Source organism: Streptomyces sp. CA-250714, from assembly GCF_050936705.1.
In the GTDB taxonomy this organism is placed as follows: Bacteria; Actinomycetota; Actinomycetes; order Streptomycetales; family Streptomycetaceae; genus Streptomyces.
Window position 1 is genome coordinate 39,146 of the sequence record NZ_JBNJMI010000002.1, and the last position, 18,264, is coordinate 57,409.

The 18,264-nt window shown below is 68.9% G+C and carries 18 protein-coding genes and 1 pseudogene; 10 read left to right on the forward strand and 9 right to left on the reverse strand.

Translation table 11 applies throughout. The features are described 5' to 3' along the window. Positions 1-3 precede the first annotated feature (3 nt). From ACQEU8_RS19090 to ACQEU8_RS19100, 3 genes are read left to right on the forward strand one after another with little or no spacing between them, the layout of a single operon-like run. Positions 4-1,413 carry an ABC transporter substrate-binding protein gene (locus ACQEU8_RS19090; protein ID WP_433102620.1) on the forward strand — a complete coding sequence of 470 codons (1,410 nt, stop codon included), beginning with the start codon at positions 4-6 and terminating at the stop codon, positions 1,411-1,413. Then, positions 1,410-2,327 carry a carbohydrate ABC transporter permease gene (locus tag ACQEU8_RS19095; RefSeq protein ID WP_433102622.1) on the forward strand — a complete coding sequence of 306 codons (918 nt, stop codon included), beginning with the start codon at positions 1,410-1,412 and terminating at the stop codon, positions 2,325-2,327. The genes ACQEU8_RS19090 and ACQEU8_RS19095 overlap by 4 nt, the downstream gene beginning before the upstream one ends. Beyond that, complete coding sequence (locus ACQEU8_RS19100) at positions 2,324-3,241, forward strand: carbohydrate ABC transporter permease (protein WP_433102624.1); 918 nt, start codon at positions 2,324-2,326, stop codon at positions 3,239-3,241. The genes ACQEU8_RS19095 and ACQEU8_RS19100 overlap by 4 nt, the downstream gene beginning before the upstream one ends. A 690-nt stretch (positions 3,242-3,931) precedes the next feature. Here ACQEU8_RS19100 and ACQEU8_RS19105 read toward each other — a convergent pair. The 3 genes and pseudogenes from ACQEU8_RS19105 to ACQEU8_RS19115 form a co-directional block, all read right to left on the reverse strand. Then, positions 3,932-4,084 (reverse strand): hypothetical protein, encoded by a 153-nt coding sequence (locus ACQEU8_RS19105; protein ID WP_433102626.1) that lies wholly within the window; start codon positions 4,082-4,084, stop codon positions 3,932-3,934. Between the two features lie 276 nt (positions 4,085-4,360). Then, entirely contained in the window at positions 4,361-4,873 is a 513-nt protein-coding gene (locus ACQEU8_RS19110) for a hypothetical protein (RefSeq protein WP_433102628.1), read from the reverse strand. Positions 4,874-5,216: 343 nt separating this feature from the next. Next, positions 5,217-5,873 (reverse strand): annotated as a pseudogene (locus ACQEU8_RS19115) (transposase); the annotation flags it as partial. On the opposite strand from ACQEU8_RS19115, the gene ACQEU8_RS19120 reads away from it, so the two are divergent. Together ACQEU8_RS19120 and ACQEU8_RS19125 are read left to right on the forward strand one after the other, a co-directional pair. Then, positions 5,807-6,157 (forward strand): hypothetical protein, encoded by a 351-nt coding sequence (locus ACQEU8_RS19120; RefSeq protein WP_433108969.1) that lies wholly within the window; start codon positions 5,807-5,809, stop codon positions 6,155-6,157. The pseudogene ACQEU8_RS19115 and the gene ACQEU8_RS19120 sit on opposite strands and share 67 nt — an antisense overlap. A gap of 376 nt (positions 6,158-6,533) precedes the next feature. Further along, on the forward strand, positions 6,534-7,199 hold the full coding sequence (locus ACQEU8_RS19125; RefSeq protein ID WP_433102630.1) for a hypothetical protein: 666 nt from the start codon (positions 6,534-6,536) through the stop codon (positions 7,197-7,199). 280 nt (positions 7,200-7,479) lie between these two features. Here ACQEU8_RS19125 and ACQEU8_RS19130 read toward each other — a convergent pair whose 3' ends face one another. Continuing rightward, complete coding sequence (locus ACQEU8_RS19130) at positions 7,480-7,905, reverse strand: hypothetical protein (protein ID WP_433102632.1); 426 nt, start codon at positions 7,903-7,905, stop codon at positions 7,480-7,482. Between the two features lie 540 nt (positions 7,906-8,445). Next, positions 8,446-9,372: an AraC family transcriptional regulator gene (locus tag ACQEU8_RS19135; RefSeq protein ID WP_433102634.1), complete on the reverse strand. Its 927-nt coding sequence runs from the start codon at positions 9,370-9,372 to the stop codon at positions 8,446-8,448. A gap of 103 nt (positions 9,373-9,475) precedes the next feature. Here ACQEU8_RS19135 and ACQEU8_RS19140 point away from each other — a divergent pair, with 103 nt between their 5' ends. After that, on the forward strand, positions 9,476-10,408 hold the full coding sequence (locus ACQEU8_RS19140; protein ID WP_433102636.1) for an MBL fold metallo-hydrolase: 933 nt from the start codon (positions 9,476-9,478) through the stop codon (positions 10,406-10,408). A 1-nt stretch (position 10,409) separates the two neighbouring features. Here ACQEU8_RS19140 and ACQEU8_RS19145 read toward each other — a convergent pair whose 3' ends face one another. After that, positions 10,410-10,757 carry a DUF6191 domain-containing protein gene (locus tag ACQEU8_RS19145; RefSeq protein WP_433102638.1) on the reverse strand — a complete coding sequence of 116 codons (348 nt, stop codon included), beginning with the start codon at positions 10,755-10,757 and terminating at the stop codon, positions 10,410-10,412. A 506-nt stretch (positions 10,758-11,263) separates the two neighbouring features. On the opposite strand from ACQEU8_RS19145, the gene ACQEU8_RS19150 reads away from it, so the two are divergent. From ACQEU8_RS19150 to ACQEU8_RS19160, 3 genes are all read left to right on the forward strand, one after another. Continuing rightward, complete coding sequence (locus tag ACQEU8_RS19150) at positions 11,264-11,434, forward strand: hypothetical protein (RefSeq protein WP_433102640.1); 171 nt, start codon at positions 11,264-11,266, stop codon at positions 11,432-11,434. A gap of 610 nt (positions 11,435-12,044) precedes the next feature. After that, positions 12,045-12,656: an MBL fold metallo-hydrolase gene (locus ACQEU8_RS19155; protein ID WP_433102642.1), complete on the forward strand. Its 612-nt coding sequence runs from the start codon at positions 12,045-12,047 to the stop codon at positions 12,654-12,656. A gap of 317 nt (positions 12,657-12,973) precedes the next feature. Then, the gene (locus ACQEU8_RS19160) at positions 12,974-14,011 is read left to right on the forward strand and encodes a methyltransferase domain-containing protein (protein WP_433102644.1); all 1,038 of its coding nucleotides are present in this window, start codon (positions 12,974-12,976) and stop codon (positions 14,009-14,011) included. 18 nt (positions 14,012-14,029) lie between these two features. Here the strand turns inward: ACQEU8_RS19160 and ACQEU8_RS19165 are convergent, their stop codons facing one another. From ACQEU8_RS19165 to ACQEU8_RS19175, 3 genes are all read right to left on the reverse strand, one after another. Further along, the gene (locus ACQEU8_RS19165; RefSeq protein WP_433102646.1) at positions 14,030-15,073 is read right to left on the reverse strand and encodes a YcaO-like family protein; all 1,044 of its coding nucleotides are present in this window, start codon (positions 15,071-15,073) and stop codon (positions 14,030-14,032) included. A gap of 405 nt (positions 15,074-15,478) precedes the next feature. Then, a complete protein-coding gene (locus tag ACQEU8_RS19170; protein ID WP_433102648.1) occupies positions 15,479-16,297 on the reverse strand; it encodes an alpha/beta fold hydrolase in 819 nt (272 codons plus the stop codon). 172 nt (positions 16,298-16,469) lie between these two features. After that, positions 16,470-17,084, reverse strand: a complete 615-nt coding sequence (locus tag ACQEU8_RS19175) for a LysE family translocator (protein WP_433102650.1) — start codon at positions 17,082-17,084, stop codon at positions 16,470-16,472. 122 nt (positions 17,085-17,206) lie between these two features. Between ACQEU8_RS19175 and ACQEU8_RS19180 the strand changes: the two genes are divergently transcribed. Continuing rightward, entirely contained in the window at positions 17,207-18,181 is a 975-nt protein-coding gene (locus tag ACQEU8_RS19180; protein ID WP_433102652.1) for a LysR family transcriptional regulator, read from the forward strand. The last annotated feature ends 83 nt before the right edge of the window (positions 18,182-18,264 follow it).

Consider the following 18,264-nt stretch of genomic DNA (forward strand, 5'->3'; position numbering starts at 1 on the left):
CCCGTGCTGCGCATCCTGCGAACCCCGGCGCTGCTCGCCACCGCCTTCGCCACCGTCCTCGCGCTTGGCGGCTGCGGACAGCCGCCCGTCCCCACCACCCCCAACGACCTCACCCTGAACGGCCGCCCCCGCGGGCACCTCACCGTGCTGGAGAAGTGGGCCGACCCGCAGTACGCGCCGTACTTCACACGGATGGCCAGGGAGTACGAACGGCGCAACCCGGGTGTCACCATCGACCTCCAGGCCGTCGGCGACCAGCCCTACAAGGACCGCATCGCCGCCCTGGCCGCCTCCCGCGATCTGCCGGACATCTTCTTCGCCTGGCCGGGCCAGTACGCCGAGAGGTTCGCCGACGGAAAGCTCGCCGCCGATCTCACCAGCCGGCTCGGTGACACCGCATGGGGCCGCTCGTTCGTACCCGACGCGTTGCGCGCCTACCGCTACAACGGGCGCAACTACGGGGTTCCGGTGACCCTCGACGCCAAGGTCTTCGCCTACAACAAGCGCATCTTCCGCAAGGCCGGGGTGAAGGGTGTGCCGCGCACCTTCCCGCAGCTGCTCTCGGCCTGCGACCGGATCAGAAAGGCCGGCTGGAGGCCGATCACCTTCGGCAACCAGTACGGCTGGCCCGTCGGCCATCTGCTCACCCAGCTGAACGCGATGAACGTGCCGCCGGACACCCTCGCGGCGGACTACGCGGTGCGGAAGGGCGGAGGCTTCCGGCACCCCGGCTACATCCGCGCGTTCGCCGATCTGCGCCGACTGAAGGAACGGTGCTTCGCGCCCGGCGGTTCCAGCGTGAGCCACGAGAGTGCGCAGACCAAGCTGGTGTACGGAAAGGCGGCCATGCAGTACCTGGAGACGATCGAGTTCCCCTTCCTCACCGAGAAGGGCGGAGCTCCCGCCTCCTTCGAACGGGACTGGGACTTCTTCCCCATGCCACGCGCCCCGGAAGCAGAGGGCGACCCCCGTGCCCTCGCGGGAGGCACGGACGGGCTGATGGTGTCCAACAACTCCCCGAACAAGGCCCTCGCCGTCGACTTCCTGAAGTTCCTCACCGCACGCCCGCAGGCACGGGAGATGGTACGGGAGCTGGGCTGGCTCAGCGCCGTCAAGAACACCTCCGAAGCCGGCCGGGTGAAAGGGCTCGGCAGCGCCCAGCGGCTGATCGACGGGCACCGGATGTCGATCTGGCTCGACACCCGCACCGACAACAAGGTCGTCAACCCCACGCTCGCCGCCGCCGATTCCGTCCTCGGCGGCCGGGTGAGCCCCAAGGAGGCCGTGCGCCGGATCCGGGAGGCCGCCGACCAGGCGCACCGCTTCTCACCCCGCGGCGGATCTTCCCATGACGAGGCCTCCAGTACGCGGCATCGCCGAGGCGGCCAACCGGACCAGGGAGGGACGAGATGACCGCACTCCACGGTTTCCCGGGAGCCGGGGCCCGCACCGTGCGCCGACTGCGGCATGCGCTCTGGGCCGCCCCCGCCCTCGCCCTCATCACGGTCTTCGTCTACTACCCCATCGCGGAGAACATCCGCCTCAGCCTGCTCAAGTTCAGTGTCTTCCAGCCGGGCACCCGGTTCGTCGGCCTGGACAACTACCGGCAGGCGTTCGCCGACCCGGTCTTCTGGAAGGCGCTGGCCAACAACCTCCTCTTCGCCGTCACCTCGGTCACCTTCCAGGTGGGTGCCGCGCTGGTGCTCGCCGCAATCCTGGAAGAGCTGGTCGGACGACGGCTGGGAGGACTGCTGCGCACCCTCTACGTGGTGCCGGCCGCCGTCTCGATGACCGTCGCCGCTCTCCTCTTCCAGTTCCTCTACCAGCCCGACACCGGACTGATGAACAGCCTCCTGAACGCCGTGGGCCTGGACGCCTGGCAACGCGACTGGCTCGGACAGCCCGACACCGCTATCTGGGGCGTCATCGCGATGAGCCAGTGGCAGTCCTTCGGCTACACCACGATGCTGCTCACCGTCGCCGTGCAACGGATACCGCGCGAGCTGTACGAGGCGGCGTACGTCGACGGCGCAGGCCGCATCCGGACCTTCTTCACCGTCACCGTCCCGATGGTGCGGCAGATGACCACCCTGCTGATGATCCTCACCGTCTCCGGGGCCTTCCTGGTCTTCAACGAAGTGATGGTGATGACCGGCGGCGGCCCCTCCAACTCCAGCCAGGTCCTGGGCACCTGGCTCTACACCAGCGCCTTCACCGGCGACGACATGGGATACGCGGCCGCCATCGGCACCGTGATGTTCGCCCTGACCTTCTCCGCGGGAGCGGCCCAGCTGTACTACTCACGGCGAAAGGCGGTGGAGGCGTGACCCTCACCATGCACCCGAAAGGCCGCACCCCCGCGCCGCGGGCACTGCCCCCGGCGAGAGCCCCCTGGCCAACAGGCGGCGCCACCCTCCGCCGGCGTACCCGGGTACTGCCCAGAGTCCTCACCTACTGCGGCCTCGCCGCCCTGGCCATCGCGGTGCTCTACCCCCTGTGCTGGATGGCACTGTCCGGCCTCAAGAGCAACGGCGAGCTGTTCACCGCCCCCTGGTCGCTGCCCAGCCACCCGCGCTGGGACAACTACACGGCCGCCTGGAACCAGGGCACGCTGCGGTATCTCCTCAACAGCGCGCTGGTCACCAGCGCCAGCGTGCTGGCGGTGGTACTCATCAGCGCCTGGGCGGCCTACGGACTGACCCGCCTCGACATCCCCCTGGCCCGCCCGGCACTGCTGCTGGTACTCGGCGGCATGATGCTCTCCCCGACAGTCGCCATGGTGCCGCTGGCGCAACTCCTCCAGGCACTGCACATCTACGACACCTACTGGGCGCTCATCGTCCTCTACACCGCGTTCAAAGTACCCTTCACCACCTTCCTGATCCGCGCCTACCTGCTGAGTCTTCCTGCTGAGGTGGAGGAGGCCGCCCACCTCGACGGGGCGAGCCGCTGGCAGACCTTCTGGCAGGTTGTCGTCCCAATGTCCCGGCCGATCCTGGTGTCAGCCGCCATGCTGCAGAGCCTCTTCTGCTGGAACGAATACGCCTTCGCACTGGTCTTCATCACCGACGACCGGCTCAAGACACTCCCCGTCGGCCTCGCCGACATGGCCGGACGACTCAACTCCGACTGGCCCATCCTCTTCGCCGCACTGACCATCGCCGCACTCCCCATGATCGTCCTGTTCCTGCTGGGCCAGCGGCACTTCATCCGCGGCCTGGCCGAAGGAGCGGGCAAATGACGCACGTCCACCGCTTTCTGCGGCACCCCCTGAGTAGGGGGCGACTGTGGGAGGACAGCTGTGGGGAGGGCCGGACGTGGCAGCCGGCGCGGTGCGTGCACCACAGGACCGGCAGGCAGAACCGGCCGCACGCTCAATCAGCCTGCCCGACGACGCTGCTCACGCTGGTCTCACCGCCGCGGCTGGCAGGGCCGCGCAGCCGTCCGCGTGAGCGGCGGCAGGCAGGCGCAGGAGTGGTGAGAACGGCAAGACAGGCGATGACGAGGACTGTGCCCATCACCGACCCGGGAAGGGATCCGGCGGGTGATGAGCCGGTGCGCGGCCCAGGAGTAGAGGGCGTACGCGGCAGCGGCTACGACCAAGACCGATACCCAGCAACGTAGCCCCCACAGACACCCGCCCCGCACCACCCGCAGCACGGCCGGCCTCACCAAAACACAGCAAAACAGCCCCGAACAAACCCAGAGAGGCCGCAAACACCCACCACCGCATAAAGCGCCGACCATCCACCACACGGTCAACCAGCGCGAAGAGGCGAACTCGTAGCGCGGCAGCGCCACGACGCCGGATCCACGGGGAGCGCTCCGGCCACAGGCCCTCGTGTTCCATCTCCTGCGCCAGGCAGGCACGCTGCTGGTCAAGGCAGGGCACCGGTGGTCAGTCCTTCTTGTGTTTGCCGCCGGGCGGCGGCTAGGACACCTCGCCGACGGCGATGCCCAGCGGGGGCTTGCCCTGCCCCGGGTCATGGTCCGGCTTCCAGTGATCACCCATGGCTGCTCCCCCGCTGCATATGGCGACCAACCCGTCGTCGCGCACGGCCCTGCGCCCGGAAGAGGGCCGCAAAGCGGTATCGACTCCTACTGACCTTCAACGCGAGGCCGTTCACAGTCGAAGCGACTGGTCGGCCGTCTACCAGCTCCTGCCCCTGGCGCCCGACCTGAACCGGTCGAAGGCGTCTGGTCGATCCTGCGCCGCACAATCCTGGCCAACCACTGATCCCGAGGACCTGATCTCCGTCGTCCGGAAGGCCTACGCGCACTTCAGTATTGCAGCGATTACTCGACGGCTTCCGCGTGGAGCGCGGCTATCGCTGCCCCCCCCGGTCCCGAAGACCGAGCGTCAGACAGGCAGTGCAATCCATTCCTGAGCGCCAATACCTTCCTCACACTTCATGAATCGCACTCCTGCGGGGGGAAAATCTGCCTGTGGCGTAAGGCACTTACCCTCCGCAATGATCCAGAAACCTTGACCCGTCGTCCAATCCGTCCTCTTTTCGAGCCGCAACGTCGCCGGATTCCCCTGTTCAGGGTCGCAGGTACCTGTGTGCACGTCCTCCTTGTCTCGGTAGTCAATGCATCCGTGCCAACGGGCATTCTTCAATCGCATTACAAACGCAGGGGTTTCTTGCAGGAAGGACCAGACAGCTTGATCGCCTTTGCAAGCATCTCCCGAAACCAAGTAGACCTGTTCGCCACGCCCCCGGTCCTCGAAGCATTGCGCCGTCCCCAGATTCGCATTTACGAGGCGATAATTCTTATTGGGCGTTGGCAAAGGGCTGTCAGCCTCTGCGGGCGCCGACAACGCTGTTGCAATGACGAGGAAAGCCGCAGCACCCGCCATCTTGGCTTTCATGCGCACGTCCTCCGCTTGATGATTTCGACGTCACAAATCTCCCCGCGAAGTAGGGACACAAAGTCGCAGACACCTCAAGAAGCCTGCAAGAGTGAAGCAGGGGTGTAAACATGGGAGATCGCACGAGTAGGTGACCGTAAAAGAGAGATCAATTCAGAATCCAGATCGGTCGATGGAACTGCGTGCGGCTCCCACTGTGGTTGAACTCGTGGGGAAGGTCGCAAGAGCTGACGGGCTGTTGCCTCCCTGCGGTATGACCTGGGCATGCGGTATGCACAGGGAGGCGTGCTGACCACCGAACGGCAGCAGTTTCGTGAGTACTGGCCTTGAATGCGTGGTGTCGTCATGGTGGCTGGCGTCGGAGGCCGGTGCCAGTGAGGCAGCCGTCAAGGACGTCGGGCGGTACTGGAGTTGGCGTAGGCCGCGTCGGATGGCAGTGATCAGGTCAGCGGGGTCGGCGAAGGCGCGGTTGGCCGCGGTGGTGCGTCGCAGGACGGACCAGATGGCCTCGACCGGGTTGAGGTCGAGCGTGTAAGGCGGCAACTGGAAGACCGTGAGCCAGTCGCGGTCGGCGATGTAGCGGCGCATTCCGGCGGTGAGGTGGATGTTGAGATTGACCCAGACCAGCACGATCGGACCGCCGAGCTGCTGGTGCGCGGTCTGGATCAGGTCGCGGTAGTCCTTCCAGGAGCAGCTCTTGCGCCCGTCGGAGCAGGCGTCCGGGCAGGGCCGGTAGATCAGCCGTGAGGATTCGCCGGCTTTGTAGCAGGCCAGGGCGGCAACCGATAAGCGGCGGCGGGAGCGGCCCCGGACGCAAACCACAGGGGTGAGACCGCGGCAGGGACCAGGTGCGGATGGTCGGCGGCGTCATCGAGAATCCGGCTTCGTCCTCGAAGACGAGCTGTCCTGGCGAAGAAGAACTACGGCGGCGACATGGTGACGCTCGCGATCCGCACCGCGCAGGACGCGCCACAGCGCGAGGGCACCATCCCCGCCGACGCGCTGCCGCCCGACGTACAGCCGGACACCGCACGGGCAGGGAAACCCCTGCGGGCCGGGCCCGTGGCGCAGCAGTGGTGGGAGGACCGGAAGCGACCAGCCGCGGACTTGCCGGAGCTGGTGAGTGAGTGGGCCAACTCCCCTGGTGGGCAGCTCAACTTTCGGCTCGGACGTGGCATCCAGGCGCCGAAGCCCGCCTGCCCGCTGCAGGTGCCCGTCCTGCCCGGCCGGGCTCTTGCGAAGCCCCGGAGCGAAAACCGGCAGTTCAGTCATCCGATCGAGTGAAGCAGAATGAGACGTTCCCGGCCCTTCGGCCACCGCCCCGGCCAGCACGCGGCAGGCCATTCATCCGCTGATCAGCGGCTTCCCCGATGCCCGCCCGGCCAACACAGCGTAACCTGCGTCCAGTTGTCACCAGACCGCACCCCTGACCTGTGCTCACCCCCCAAGGCACGCTTGAGGCGGAGCAGCGGTGCAGATCCGGGGTGGCAGTACTGCCAGCACGAGTGCGGGCTGGTTTGGCAGGAGCGACAGCCAGAAGATCAAATGGCTAAATACTCCCTCTTGTTGTCATATCACCCGCCTACGTCGTGCATGGCATGGGCAGGCAGGTGTGCGTCTGTTCTGCAGCAATCAACGAGAAGGAATCGAAAGAGGTTCTATGCGCTCTTCTTCCCGGCACCACGAACCGTCGCCCGCCGCCACCCTCCCACGACAACGGCGGTCGTGGCGCCGTGCGGCCATCGCCGCAGCCACTACGTGCGTTGCGCTGGGCGGCCTCCTGGGCACTGCGCCGTCCGCCACCGCCGCCACGGCCGACGACACCGGCGAGATCCGGAACGCGAGCACTGACCGGCACATCGGCACCTACGGCAACTACGGACAGGTACTCGCCGCGTTCACCGATGCACACTGGCCCGCCTCCACCGACAAGAGCTGGACCTTCACCCCACGGGATTACGGCAGGTACTACAGCATCAAGAGCACCACAAAGGGCACCTGCTGGACCCACAGCCCCAAGCCGGCGGCCGGTGGCGACTGGGACCGCTACGGCCCCTGGGTCGTCACACTCTCGCCATGCAGCCCGAACGCCACGAACCAGCAGTTCTCACTGCGAGCAGCCCCCCGCGGCGCGCCTCACAGGACCGTCAGCATCCACCCCCGGGACGCCATGAGCACCGTCCTTCGGCGGACCACTCCGAACGGCGAAGGCCCCAACCACTGGAACGCGTTGAGCCTCGAGACACCTCAGGGCACCAACGAGGAGTACTGGCATGTGCCGGTCCCACCCAACGACTGGAGCCCCGCACCCTCTCCCCGCACCTAACCCTGACCACTCGGCGACGGCCTGACACCTGAGCACCGGAGCAGTAGCCGCGCACCCTGCCGCACGTTGCATGAACGTGGCTTGGGGCCTGCGGGCAGCAAAGCGTCTTACGGCTAGTTCCGGCCCCGAGGCAGCACAGCGTTCACCGCTGCCAGGGGGTGAAGAACAAGACGGCCCCAGCAAGGGGACCAGGACTGTCCGGTCGATCCTGACGAGCAGCCCTCGGCGTCCGGTGCACCGCGCCGGACGCCGCGAGTCCATTCCTAGCAGCCCTCTCCAGTCACCGCACCAGCAGCCACAACAGATTGGCGTCATCTCGCAGGGCATGGAAGTGCCGCTCGACGGCACGCTCATGCTGTGGGGCATGAACATCGCCAGGCCCTGGACCCAGCCCTGGGCGGAGGTGCCGTCCTCGGCGGCGGTCAGCGCCACGTGCCCGAGCCGCCGGAGGGACGACGCGCCCGCCGGGGCGGGTCTGCTCCACCCATGCCCAGGCGATGGGGTCGACGACGTAGATGGAGAACCCCCGCTCATACGAGGCGCCCGCGGCCCATCCCGCCGCGCGGTCGACGAACACGTGGGCCGCCACCGCACCCGCCACGGACAGGTTCTCGCGGGCGCTGACGGCAAGTTCGGCATCCATCTCGACGCTGGTGACCCGGCCTGGGAGGCGAGCAGCGCGGCGTTCCAGCCGGTGGCGGTGCACCCAGCGCGAGAACCGTGTAGCCCTCCAGTTTCACGGAGTCGAGCACGTCGACGATGACAAAGCAGCACGAAACGCTGGAGGAGATCATGCCGCCGCTCACCCGGGTAATGGCCGGGTCACAGGGGCCGACGTAAACGTATGCGGCCCACCACTGCTCCCGATCGCCGGGCCGGTAGGTGCGCCCGTGCCACACCCACAGCCGCACAGGGCGAACCCGTGGCGCAGCAGCGCCTCGACGGTCCACCGGATCCACAGAAAGCGCTCCGACCACAGGCCCTCGTATTCCACGCGTCCTGGGACCGGGGGCCGGCCAGACCGCGCCGGAGTGCCCGACAGGTGACCGGCGCGCCGCCTGTGGGCTGCCGCCGGCCCGAACCTCCGATCTCGTCCAGGCGCAGGCCCCCTACCAGCTGGCCGTCACCGTCGGCAATCACCGCACACCGGTCGGAGCCTCGTCGCCGGCCGGAGCTACGGCGCATCTTCGCCGACCGCCGCCTCCTGCTGCTGAGATGTCGGACACCGCGTCGCTGGACGTGACACTCAGGCTTTGGAACGCTCCGCGGTCTCTGCGCGGTAGCGCCCCGGAGTGGCTCCGAATTCCCTCTTGAAGGCGTGGGAGAGGGCGTAGGGAGTGCCGTAGCCGACGCGGCGGGCGATGGCGGACAGCGGCTCTTCGGTGTCGCGGAGCAGGGTGGCGGCGAGGGTCAGGCGCCACCAGGTGAGGTACGCCATTGGAGGGCGGCCTACCAGACCGGTGAATCGCCGGGCCAGGGTTGGGCGGGAGACACCGGCCTCGGCGGCCAGGCTGTCGTTGGTCCACGAGGCGGCCGGGTCCGAGTGCAGTGCGCGCAGAGCGGCGGTCGTCACTGGATCGGTCAGTACGGCCGGCCATGCACCGGCCGCGCTCTCGGCCATCCAGGAACGGATCATATAGACGAGGAGGAGGTCGAGCAGGCTGGGGACCGCGATGCACGACCCGGGCTGCTGTGCGTCCAGTTCACGGCCCAAAAGGTCGATTGCGGCCCGGAGTTCGGGGTGGCTGCCCACCCGGTTCGGCAGATGGACGACCGTCGGCAGCTCCGTCATGAGCGGATGTGCGCGGCTGCGGTCGAGCCGGTACTTGCCGCACAGCATCTCCACCTCTCCGTATGCCGCTTGTGGCTGGTGCGGCCACCCCTCCTCCAGCCGGCGCTCGAACGGCACCGCGTGCTCTACGGCCGACGCATCGGCAGGGGAGTCGGCGAGCACATGCCCTGTGCCGTGTGGCAGCAACACCGCGTCTCCGGTCCTGAGCGAGACCGGAGCGCCGCCGTCGGGAAGGAGCCAGCAGTCCCCCTTCAGTACGACATGGAAGCCCGCGCCGGCATACGGGGCGAGCCGCGTACACCAGCTGCCGCTCACCCGCACCCGGTTGGAGGAGGGCTGCCCGATGCGCACGGCCGCGATCGCGTCACTCACCACATCCATCGCATCAGGGTATCTCCAAGCGCGGCAATGTGAGACGCATGCGTATTCAAGCGACCCTGACAAGCATTGAGCGGATCCTGCGAACCTTCCTAGGGTCGAGGACATGAACAACGAGAGCCTCCAGCGCATGGTGCTGGGGAACGTCGAGGTCATCCGAGTCGTCGAGTGGCAGGCGCCGTACGCGCCGGCCCGCGGCCTCATCCCGGAGTCGAGCACCGAGGTGTGGACGGATAACGAGGACTGGCTGGCGCCGAACCACTGGGACCCGGGCAGCGACAGGGCGGTGGTCGCACTGCAGACCTGGGTGCTGCGCAGCAATGGGCGAACCGTCCTGGTCGACACCTCGGTCGGCAATGGGCGCGAGCGACCCGGATCGCCGCTGTTCCACCACTGGCAGGGTGACTTCCTCGGTCTACTGGCACAGGCCGGCGTTCACCCGCAGCACGTCGACGTCGTCGTCAACACCCACCTCCACGCCGATCACGTCGGCTGGAACACCCTCGGCGTCGAGGGAGGCTGGGTGCCGGCGTTCCCCAACGCGCAGTACCTCATTCCGGCCGCCGACGACTTCCACTACGGGCCGGACAACTCATACGGAAACGGTTTGCGAGAGGACGACCGGCTGATCTACGAGGACAGCATCGCGCCGGTCCACCAAGCCGGCCAGGCCGTGCTTTGGGACGGCGCCTACCGCATCGACGAACACCTCACCCTGGAGTCAGCCCCCGGCCACACACCAGGATCCTCCGTGCTCCGGCTCGAGTCGGCAGGCGACCGGGCAGTCTTCGTCGGCGACCTGCTGCACAGCCCGGTGCAAATCCTCCAGCCCTGCTGGAACAGCTGCTTCTGCCTCAACCCGGCACAAGCAGTGGACAGCCGCCGTCGGATTCTCGAACGGGCTGCCGCTGCCCGCGAACTGGTCGTCCCCGCGCACTTCGGCGGAGCAGGAGCCGTGGAAGTCCGAAAGGAGGGCCAGGGGTTCACCCTCGGGCCGTGGGCGGCCTCCGGCACGGAGCGTGCCACAGGGGGCCACTGAATCAGCCGGGCTCGGGCCGTACGTGAGTGGTGGCCTGGCGCCCGGCTTCTCCGTCCGCTTCCTGTGGCAACACGATGAACGCTGTTCCCTTGGTCAGGTCAATGCTGGAGTGGGGCGGCGCACCGTCGCTCTCGTCGTCCCGCCGCAGCAGCTCCACCCGCCGCTGCTCCAGTTCCACTGTCTTGTTTCCGTTCACGACCGCCGTGAATTCATCGAAGGCAATGCTCGACAACGGCCGTCCCGCGCGCCTGCGCAACCACGGCATCAAGCCCAGCCCCGTCAACCACCGCCACGCGCTCTCCACCAGGGCGAACAAGGCCAGCAGACACACAAACGCCGGAAACGACATGAGCCATACCGTCACAGATGGCCCCTCATCGTCCTCAACACAGTTGACTGCCGGGAAACGACGACGGAGGGGGTCGGCGTCGAGCTCATCGGATGTGCGGACTGCGCCTCGTCCGCTGCCTCGTTGGAATCGTCTCGCTGATTGCCATGGGACTACCGTTCTGGATCCGCGGCGAGCAGGGATCACACCAGCGCAGGATCCGCCTCCCCCATGCGGCGGAGGCTTCGCCAGGGAGATACACCGCATGGCGGATTGGCGCGGGAGCGGGCCGACTCGTTTCGGTCTTCGGTAAGCGCGGCGCCTTTGGCGGCCCCGGCCCGGGCAGGGCCGCGGCGTGGAAGCGGTGGTGCCGGGGATTGCCTCAGTCGGGCTCAGGGGCGTCGATGCCGGCGAGCATCACGGCCTGGGTGAAGGACCGGGAGGCGGCAGGGTTATGCTCAGTTGCCCCGCTGGGGTCTCGGGCGTTGGTCGCTTCGCGCAGGGGGGGCAGGTGCCCAGCCTGGACGGTGGGGAGCGCGTTCGTCGAGGACGTCGAGGACTTCGTCAAGGCCGTAGCGTCCGTGCTCCCGCACTTGCTCCAGCAGCTCGCCTGGCTGGACGGGAACGTGCACAGCGGCCAGGAGGTCCGCTCCGCCGTTGATGACGCTCATCACCGCCATCAACGGCGGCGACGATGAGTTCTGTTCAGGATTGTTGTCGAAGCCCGGGGCTTCTCTCAGCGGGGAGCCCGAACATGGGCAGGCATGCGGCAAGGCCACGCACGTGGGTGTGGAGGGCCGGTTGCGCCACTCACGAGCGGTCAGCGCAAAGCTGAAGTCATCCCCACCTTCTCCGGGCGTCGCACTGCCTTGTTCCCGGTAGCCGAGCCTGGCGGCCACGGAGAGGGAGGCGAGGTTGTCAGCGGTTGTGCTGTAGACGACCCGGTGCGCGCCGAGCTGGGTGTAGACCAAGTGGAGCACGGCGGCTTGTGATCTGGTGCCGTATGACTCCGCTGCCAACCGGGCGCGGCGGGTCCTGGTTCGCCCCTCCGTCGTTCCGGTGCGGGGGTGTCCGTGCCGGACGCCTGCGGAGTGGAGCAGTTCCCCGCAGCTCTGCGCGGCCCGGTTCCAGCTGCGGGGAACGGTTCCGGGCGAGAATCCACGTGATGAGAGCGAACGTGATGAGAGCGGAAATGAGCCCGCATCCGGGCACAGTGGCGCCCGCCGCGCTGCACTGTGTGCGGTGCGCTGCCGCCCTACGGTGCCGGCCGGCTGAGCGCGTGAGATCCGTACCGCGACGGTGCGCAGCATGACCTCCCGGCTACGGCTGACGCTGCTGGGGGTGGGGGCGATGAATTCTCCCCGCTTCGCGCCGGCCGGCCTGCTGCTGCGCTACGGGACGCTTCGGATCGCTTTCGACGGCGGTCCCGGAGCCGAACCTCCCGAGCGGCTGGACGCCTGGCTGGTCACCGATGAACGGGCAGAGCTGCGCTCGGCGCTACGGCGTCTTGCCGCCGAGCGGGGTGTCGAGCCGAGTGCGGAGAGTCTGTCGCCGGGCGATCTGCGGATCACCTGTCTTCCCGTCGTGCACACCTCACACCCCGCATACGGCTACCGCATCGCAGCGGCCGGGCAAGTGGCGGTGTGGGCACCGGAGTTCTGGGAGTTCCCCGCCTGGGCCGCGGACGCGGATCTGATGTTCGCCGAGGCCGCCTCCTGGGAACGGCCCATCCGTTTCCGCGGCGGCGTCGGCGGTCACGCGGACGTCCGCCAAGTCGCCGAGCAGGCCGTACGCCACCGAGTGCGGCAGCTGGTCTACGCCCACATCGGACGGCCAACCCTCCGCGCCATGGATGCCGGTCTGGCGCCCGACGCGGGTGAATGGGGCGTCGAGGGGCGAACCTACACACTGGCTGGTTGAACACGCAGCACGCGCGCAGGCTCGGCCGCCGCCGGCCCTCAGCGGGCTGCCGAGTACGCCCTCCTCCCCCGCCTATGGACCGAATCAACGCGGCATCAGCGGCCAGCGGCCCCAGCCGCCGCAGCGTCCCGCGCATCCGTGCGCTCTTGCGGTGCCGTCGCCCCTTCGTCAACCTCAACCTGGATAGTCGGCGGAGGGAGAGTGGCTGTGGACCGGCACAGGGGCGAGCCCTCGGATCGGCCATACGAACCGCCGGATCCCAGCCCGGACGGCTCCGGGCCCAACCGGCCCGACGACAACGACGACGACAACGACTGATGACCGGCGCACAACACAACCGCGCACTCCTGGACCGCCTCCAGCACGCCGGGCACCTCTCCAGCGTGTGGCGCCCGGCTCTGGAGGCCATGCCGCGCCACCGGTTCATCCCCGCCCAGGTGTGGCGCCACGGCGAACGCACCCCCGTGGACAGGGAGACGGACCCGGACTCCTGGTGGAACCTGGTGTACCGCGACGAGCCCGTCATCACCCAGCGCGCCCCTGACGGGACGCCCACCTCATCCAGCTCGAAGCCGTCGATAGTCGCGGTGATGCTTCACCACCTCGACCCGCAGCCCGGCGACGCGGTACTGGAGATCGGCACCGGTACCGGCTGGAACGCCGCCTTGCTCGCCCACCGTTCCGGCCCCGACCGCGTCACCACCCTCGAGGTCGACCCCGTCCTCGCGCGCTCCGCCGAGCAGGCGCTGCGCCAGGCCGGCCAGACGACCCGGGTCGTGTGCGCGGACGGTGAGCGCGGCTGGCCGAACGCCGCCCCGTACCAGCGCATCGTCCTCACCTGCTCGGTGCGTACCGTCCCCGCCGCGCTCCTGGTACAGAGCGCACCAGGCGCGGTGATCGTCGCCCCGATCTGGGGAGCGGGTCTCGCCCCGCTCACCGCCGACGGGGACGGCACCGCGCAGGGCCGGTTCGTGGCCGGCGCCGACTTCATGCCCTCACGCACGTTCGGCGGCGCCGTCACCCGCCCCACCGGGCCGAGTTGGAAGTCTCCGACCGAGCTGGACACCCGATGCGTGGCCGACCTCGGCTTCCAGGTGCACGTTCATATGCGGATGCCGGGCGTGCATCTGTCCGGTGAGCAGCGGGATGGCAGCTACCAGGCGTGGGTCGAGGACGGCTGGGGGTCAGCCGCGCACGCCGACGGCACGGGGGCGGTGTGGGAGTGGGGCGAGCGGTCCCTGTGGGAGGAGCTGGAGAAGGCCCACGCGGAATGGGAGCGTGCGGGCCGGCCCGGGCCGGAACGCTACGGGGTCACGGCCGAACCGGGCGGGCACCGCGTGCGGCTGGCGAAGTAGGTGCCGTTCGGCGGGATTTCATGCAGCGGGGCCGGGGAGGACGAGGGTGCCGTCGGTGACGAGCATGAACAGTTTCATGCCGGGGGACTTTGGACGTTGACGACGGCCAGGTGTTCGCAGAGGTGGTGGTCGCGGGCCCAGGTGGTGAAGCCGCGGGAGGCGAGCCGGTCCAGGAGGGCCGACAGGTGCCCCTCGGGGGTCGTGGGGCTGAGGTGTCGGTGAACGGGCGCCGGGCCAGGTCGTCTTCCCGGTTGGAGAAGTCGGCCAGGTGGCAGCGGTGCAGCCGCGGGTGGGCGCGTGTGTGGTCCGGGCGCGGGACGACCAGCTCGGGGGCGTCGGTGGAGATCGCGTAGATCTGGACCAGTTCGGACAGTGCGCGTTCCGCCGCGTACCGGGCGGAGAGCGAGGCGCCGCAGCCGCGGATCCGAGCCGGGGTACCGGGCTGGGCGGGGACATAGGCCGGGTACGGCCAGGTCCGTGGTCATCTCCAGCAGCCACACCGACCGGCCGGTATGTGCCTGGGCCTCCGCGTGCAGGGCGGCTGGCTCGGCGGGCAGCGTGGCCGGGTCGATGACCGGCAGGGGCGCCGTCCGGGCGCAGGAACTGGGAAATCAGCAGCAGGGACATCGCATCCCGCTCGATGATCTCGTTCAGCGCGTGGACTGCTGCTTCTGTACGTGTTGTGCCCGCGGCCCAGCCGTTGTTGGTGGCGTAGCGGCCGACGTGCCGGTAGCCGTAGATGTCGCCCCAGGCGGCGCGGGTGGCGGCGTACTCGCCCAGGGATAGTCGGGGAAGGACAGGAAGACGGGCACCAGCCGCTCGGCCTCCCCGCGCAGGGGCCGGTAGAGCAGGCACGCCAGGGGCTCGTCCAGGCCGTCGGCCAGAAGGCGCAGCGCGGCGTCCCGAGTGGCGTCCGGGGCCGCGACGACGTGGCTGGAGCGCAGCCGAACCGAGTCCCGCTCCCGGCAAGCCGCTGGAGAAGTGGTGTTCCAGGGCCTCGAAGAGGGCTCCGGCCTTGGCGGCAGCCTCCGGCCCTTTGCCCGAGCCGGTGCCCTGAGGCATCGGCCGGCCGCCACGGAACAGCGTGCACCGCCACGCACCGGCCGTCGCCGTCACCCTCGACCTCGAAACTCAGGCCGAGATCCTCGGCCGCGGCCACGCCGTGGTCCCGGGCCCTTGCCAACGGGACGCCGCGCTCGCCCAGTTGGGACGCGGGCGGCGGACGAGGGCAGGGAAGACGAAGCGGGTACGTGCACGAGCAGCGGGGCCTTTCCACCGGGAACCAAGGGCACTTTCACCGGGAACCAGGGACCAAGGGCAGCGGAGACACGCGGGGCTGTCGGCCGACGACCCGGCCGACAGCCCCGTCACAGCCAAACGGCGGGGGGTTACTCCCCCTCCTGCTCGCCCTCCACCTCTTCCAGCAGCTCCTGCTCGTGCCGGCTCAGCTCCGCAGGCGAGTCGGCTCTATCCCGGCTGGGCGCGGAACGTCCGGCGGTAGTCGCCGGGCGTGGTGGTGAGGAAGTCCAGGACGAGGGGGCCGGCGTGGGTGCGGAACTCCTCGAAGTAGGCGTGCCGGGCTTCGGGAATCAGATGGAGTCGGGCGTTGGGGATGCGGTCGGCGAGCAGGGGTGCGTTGGCGGTGGGGTTGAGCAGGTCGTCGCTTCCGTGGACGACCAGGGTGGGGGCGCTGATGTCCGGCAGGAGGTCCCAGGCGTTGTGCTGGTTGCTGGCTGCGAGGTGGTGGCGACGGGCGTGGACAGGCATGCGAGGGTCGCCGAGGGTGTGGTGCGGGCCGGGATGGGAGGCGAGCCATTGGGGGGTGTACATCAGCTCCAGCAGGGCCTGTCGCGCGGCTTCAGGCTGAGGTTGCGTCAGGGCTTGGCGGACGTCGTTGCCCCGTTCGACGCTGTGCGGGCCGCCGGGTGCGGTGCAGCCGAGGACCAGGGCGCCCACCCGGTGGGGGTGGCGGGCCGCGATCTGCTGGGCCACTCGTCCGCCCATGGACGTGCCATAGACGTCGGCCCGGTCGATGCCGAGTTCGTCGAGGACGGCGATGACGTCCTGGGCGAACAGTTCGGTGCTGTAGGGGGTGTCGGGCTTGTCGCTGTCGCCGGTGCCGCGGTAGTCGAGCGTGAGGGTGCTGCGAGCGGGATGGAAGTCGGCGCGAACCGCATCCCACCAGTGGTGGTTGTTGGCCTGGCCCGCCAGCAGCACCAGCGGCGCCCCCTGGCCCTGGAGCTGGTAGGCAATGCGGGCTCCGTCCGGTGTCATGGCGTACGTCATCGACTTCCTCGCTCCCGCGTGGGATCTGGGCCTGGGTGGGGGTGAAGCCGGGGCGACGGTCTTGGTGTGTTTCATCGCCACGGGTCGGACAGGGCAACCTCATAGCTGCCGGTACACAAGGACGGCAGATGGCCCGCGCGGTCGGGCGCTGGAAGAAGTACCGGCCCGGCCCTCAGACACCTGCGGCCACCGTGGCGCCCAGCCCCAGCAGGACAACGCCGGTGGTCACGCTGATTCCCCGCAGGACGGTCGGCTGCGACACCAGGGCGCGCCCTCGGCTGACGGCCCAGGTGAACAACATGTACCAGGAAGCGCTGACGAGCGCCCACAGGGCTCCCAGGGCGACGGTTGACAGGAACACCGGGCCTTTCGAGGTCACGAACTGGGGCAGCACCGAGACGGCGAACACGCCCGCCTTGGGGTTGCCGAGGTTGGTGATCAGGCCGGTGAGATATCCGCCCGCAAAGCCAGTGCTGTGCCCGCCCTCGCGGGGCAGGCGGGTGGAGATGGTGGTGGTGAGCGCGGTCCGTAGCGTCTTCACCCCGAGGACCATCAGCACGATGCCGCCTGCGATCCGGAGCGCCGCATACGCGGTGGGGCTGGCCAGCAGGACCGCGGACAGCCCGGCCGCGGCGGCCGTGGACCACAGCAGGAAGCCGCTGGCATTGCCCGCGAGCGTGCCTTGGAGCGTACGTTGGCCGCCTTCCAGAACCTGCCGGATCATCAGGGCTTGACTCGCGCCTGGCAGCATCGCCAGCAGCAAGGTGGTGGCGATGAAGGCGGGCACATGCGTGGGCATGGGAGTAGAACCCCTTCCGGGGGTTGCGGCCGATGGGTGCGCCACCAGGCTTCCTCTCCCGGACTCGTAAGAGAAGTTAAAGGAGATCGGTGCAGCGTTAGGGTGAGTGAATGCTGGTGGATCCGGGACAGCTGCGGCTTCTCGCGTTGATCGAGCGGCACGGCTCCCTGACGGCGGCGGCTCACGCTCTCCAACTCACGCCCGCGGCGGTCACCCAGCAGGTGGCCAAGGCCGAGCGCGACTGGCAGGTGCCCCTGGTCATCCGTGGTCCTCGCGGAGCAACGCTCACCGCGGCCGGTGCGCTGCTCGCCTCCCACGGTCGAACTGTGGAGGAGGCATCGCACAGGGCCGAGGCGGAACTGGCCGCACTGCTCGGCCACCTCTCGCTCCGTCTGCGGATCGGGACGTTCCAGGCGGCTGCCCTGCATCTGCTGCCACCGGCCCTGACGGCTCTGCGACACCGCCATCCGGACGCCGACGTCTCGGTCGTGGACGTGGTGTCCGGACGCGGAGCGGACGAGATCAGCGCGGGGCGCCTGGACGTGGCCATCGTCGCGTCCTGGGGCACGCCGCTCGCGCCGCCCCCACACGTACGGGCCCACCCGCTCCTGCTGGATCCGATGGTCGTGGTTCTCCCCGATGACCATCCACTGGCCACCGGGCAGCCCGCGCACACCGAACTCCGCCTGGAGCAACTGCGCGACGAATCGTGGGTTTCCATCCTGGCCGGCCATGCCGCCCGCGAACAGTTCCACGACGCCGCCCGCGAGGCCGGCTTCACGCCCACCGTGCGGTTCGAGACCGAGTCCTACGACGTGGCCCAGGCCCTCGTCGGCACAGGCATCGCAGTGGCCCTGGTCTCACGCCTGGCCCTGACCCACGCGCCCGGCACCACCCATCGCGAACTGGCCCACCCCAGGCCCTACCGCCAGCTCTACGCCCTGACCAAAACCGACGCCGGCCTCACACCACTCGCGGACATGCTCATCGACCTGCTACGTGATGTCGCCCGCGACATCACCGCCACCTGGGAGGCTCCCCTGCAAGAAGAACAACGCTCATCGAACTCACCGCACGGAGCCTGAAAGGCCCTCGGTTCTGAAATCGACACCGCTTCTGGATCGACACCGCCCGGTCCGGAGCGGCCGGCCCCGCTCCGACCGACCAT

What these genes read in the sequence shown, in the direction of transcription:
- ACQEU8_RS19125 (WP_433102630.1), top strand. Translation starts at nt 6,534, where the DNA reads ATGCGCTCTTCTTCCCGGCACCACGAACCGTCGCCCGCCGCCACCCTC.
- ACQEU8_RS19140 (WP_433102636.1), top strand. Translation starts at nt 9,476, where the DNA reads ATGAACAACGAGAGCCTCCAGCGCATGGTGCTGGGGAACGTCGAGGTC.
- ACQEU8_RS19110 (WP_433102628.1), bottom strand. Translation starts at nt 4,873, where the DNA reads ATGAAAGCCAAGATGGCGGGTGCTGCGGCTTTCCTCGTCATTGCAACA.
- ACQEU8_RS19155 (WP_433102642.1), top strand. Translation starts at nt 12,045, where the DNA reads ATGACCTCCCGGCTACGGCTGACGCTGCTGGGGGTGGGGGCGATGAAT.
- ACQEU8_RS19145 (WP_433102638.1), bottom strand. Translation starts at nt 10,757, where the DNA reads ATGTCGTTTCCGGCGTTTGTGTGTCTGCTGGCCTTGTTCGCCCTGGTG.
- ACQEU8_RS19120 (WP_433108969.1), top strand. Translation starts at nt 5,807, where the DNA reads ATGGTGACGCTCGCGATCCGCACCGCGCAGGACGCGCCACAGCGCGAG.
- ACQEU8_RS19160 (WP_433102644.1), top strand. Translation starts at nt 12,974, where the DNA reads ATGACCGGCGCACAACACAACCGCGCACTCCTGGACCGCCTCCAGCAC.
- ACQEU8_RS19135 (WP_433102634.1), bottom strand. Translation starts at nt 9,372, where the DNA reads ATGGATGTGGTGAGTGACGCGATCGCGGCCGTGCGCATCGGGCAGCCC.
- ACQEU8_RS19170 (WP_433102648.1), bottom strand. Translation starts at nt 16,297, where the DNA reads ATGACGTACGCCATGACACCGGACGGAGCCCGCATTGCCTACCAGCTC.
- ACQEU8_RS19165 (WP_433102646.1), bottom strand. Translation starts at nt 15,073, where the DNA reads ATGCCTCAGGGCACCGGCTCGGGCAAAGGGCCGGAGGCTGCCGCCAAG.
- ACQEU8_RS19095 (WP_433102622.1), top strand. Translation starts at nt 1,410, where the DNA reads ATGACCGCACTCCACGGTTTCCCGGGAGCCGGGGCCCGCACCGTGCGC.
- ACQEU8_RS19180 (WP_433102652.1), top strand. Translation starts at nt 17,207, where the DNA reads ATGCTGGTGGATCCGGGACAGCTGCGGCTTCTCGCGTTGATCGAGCGG.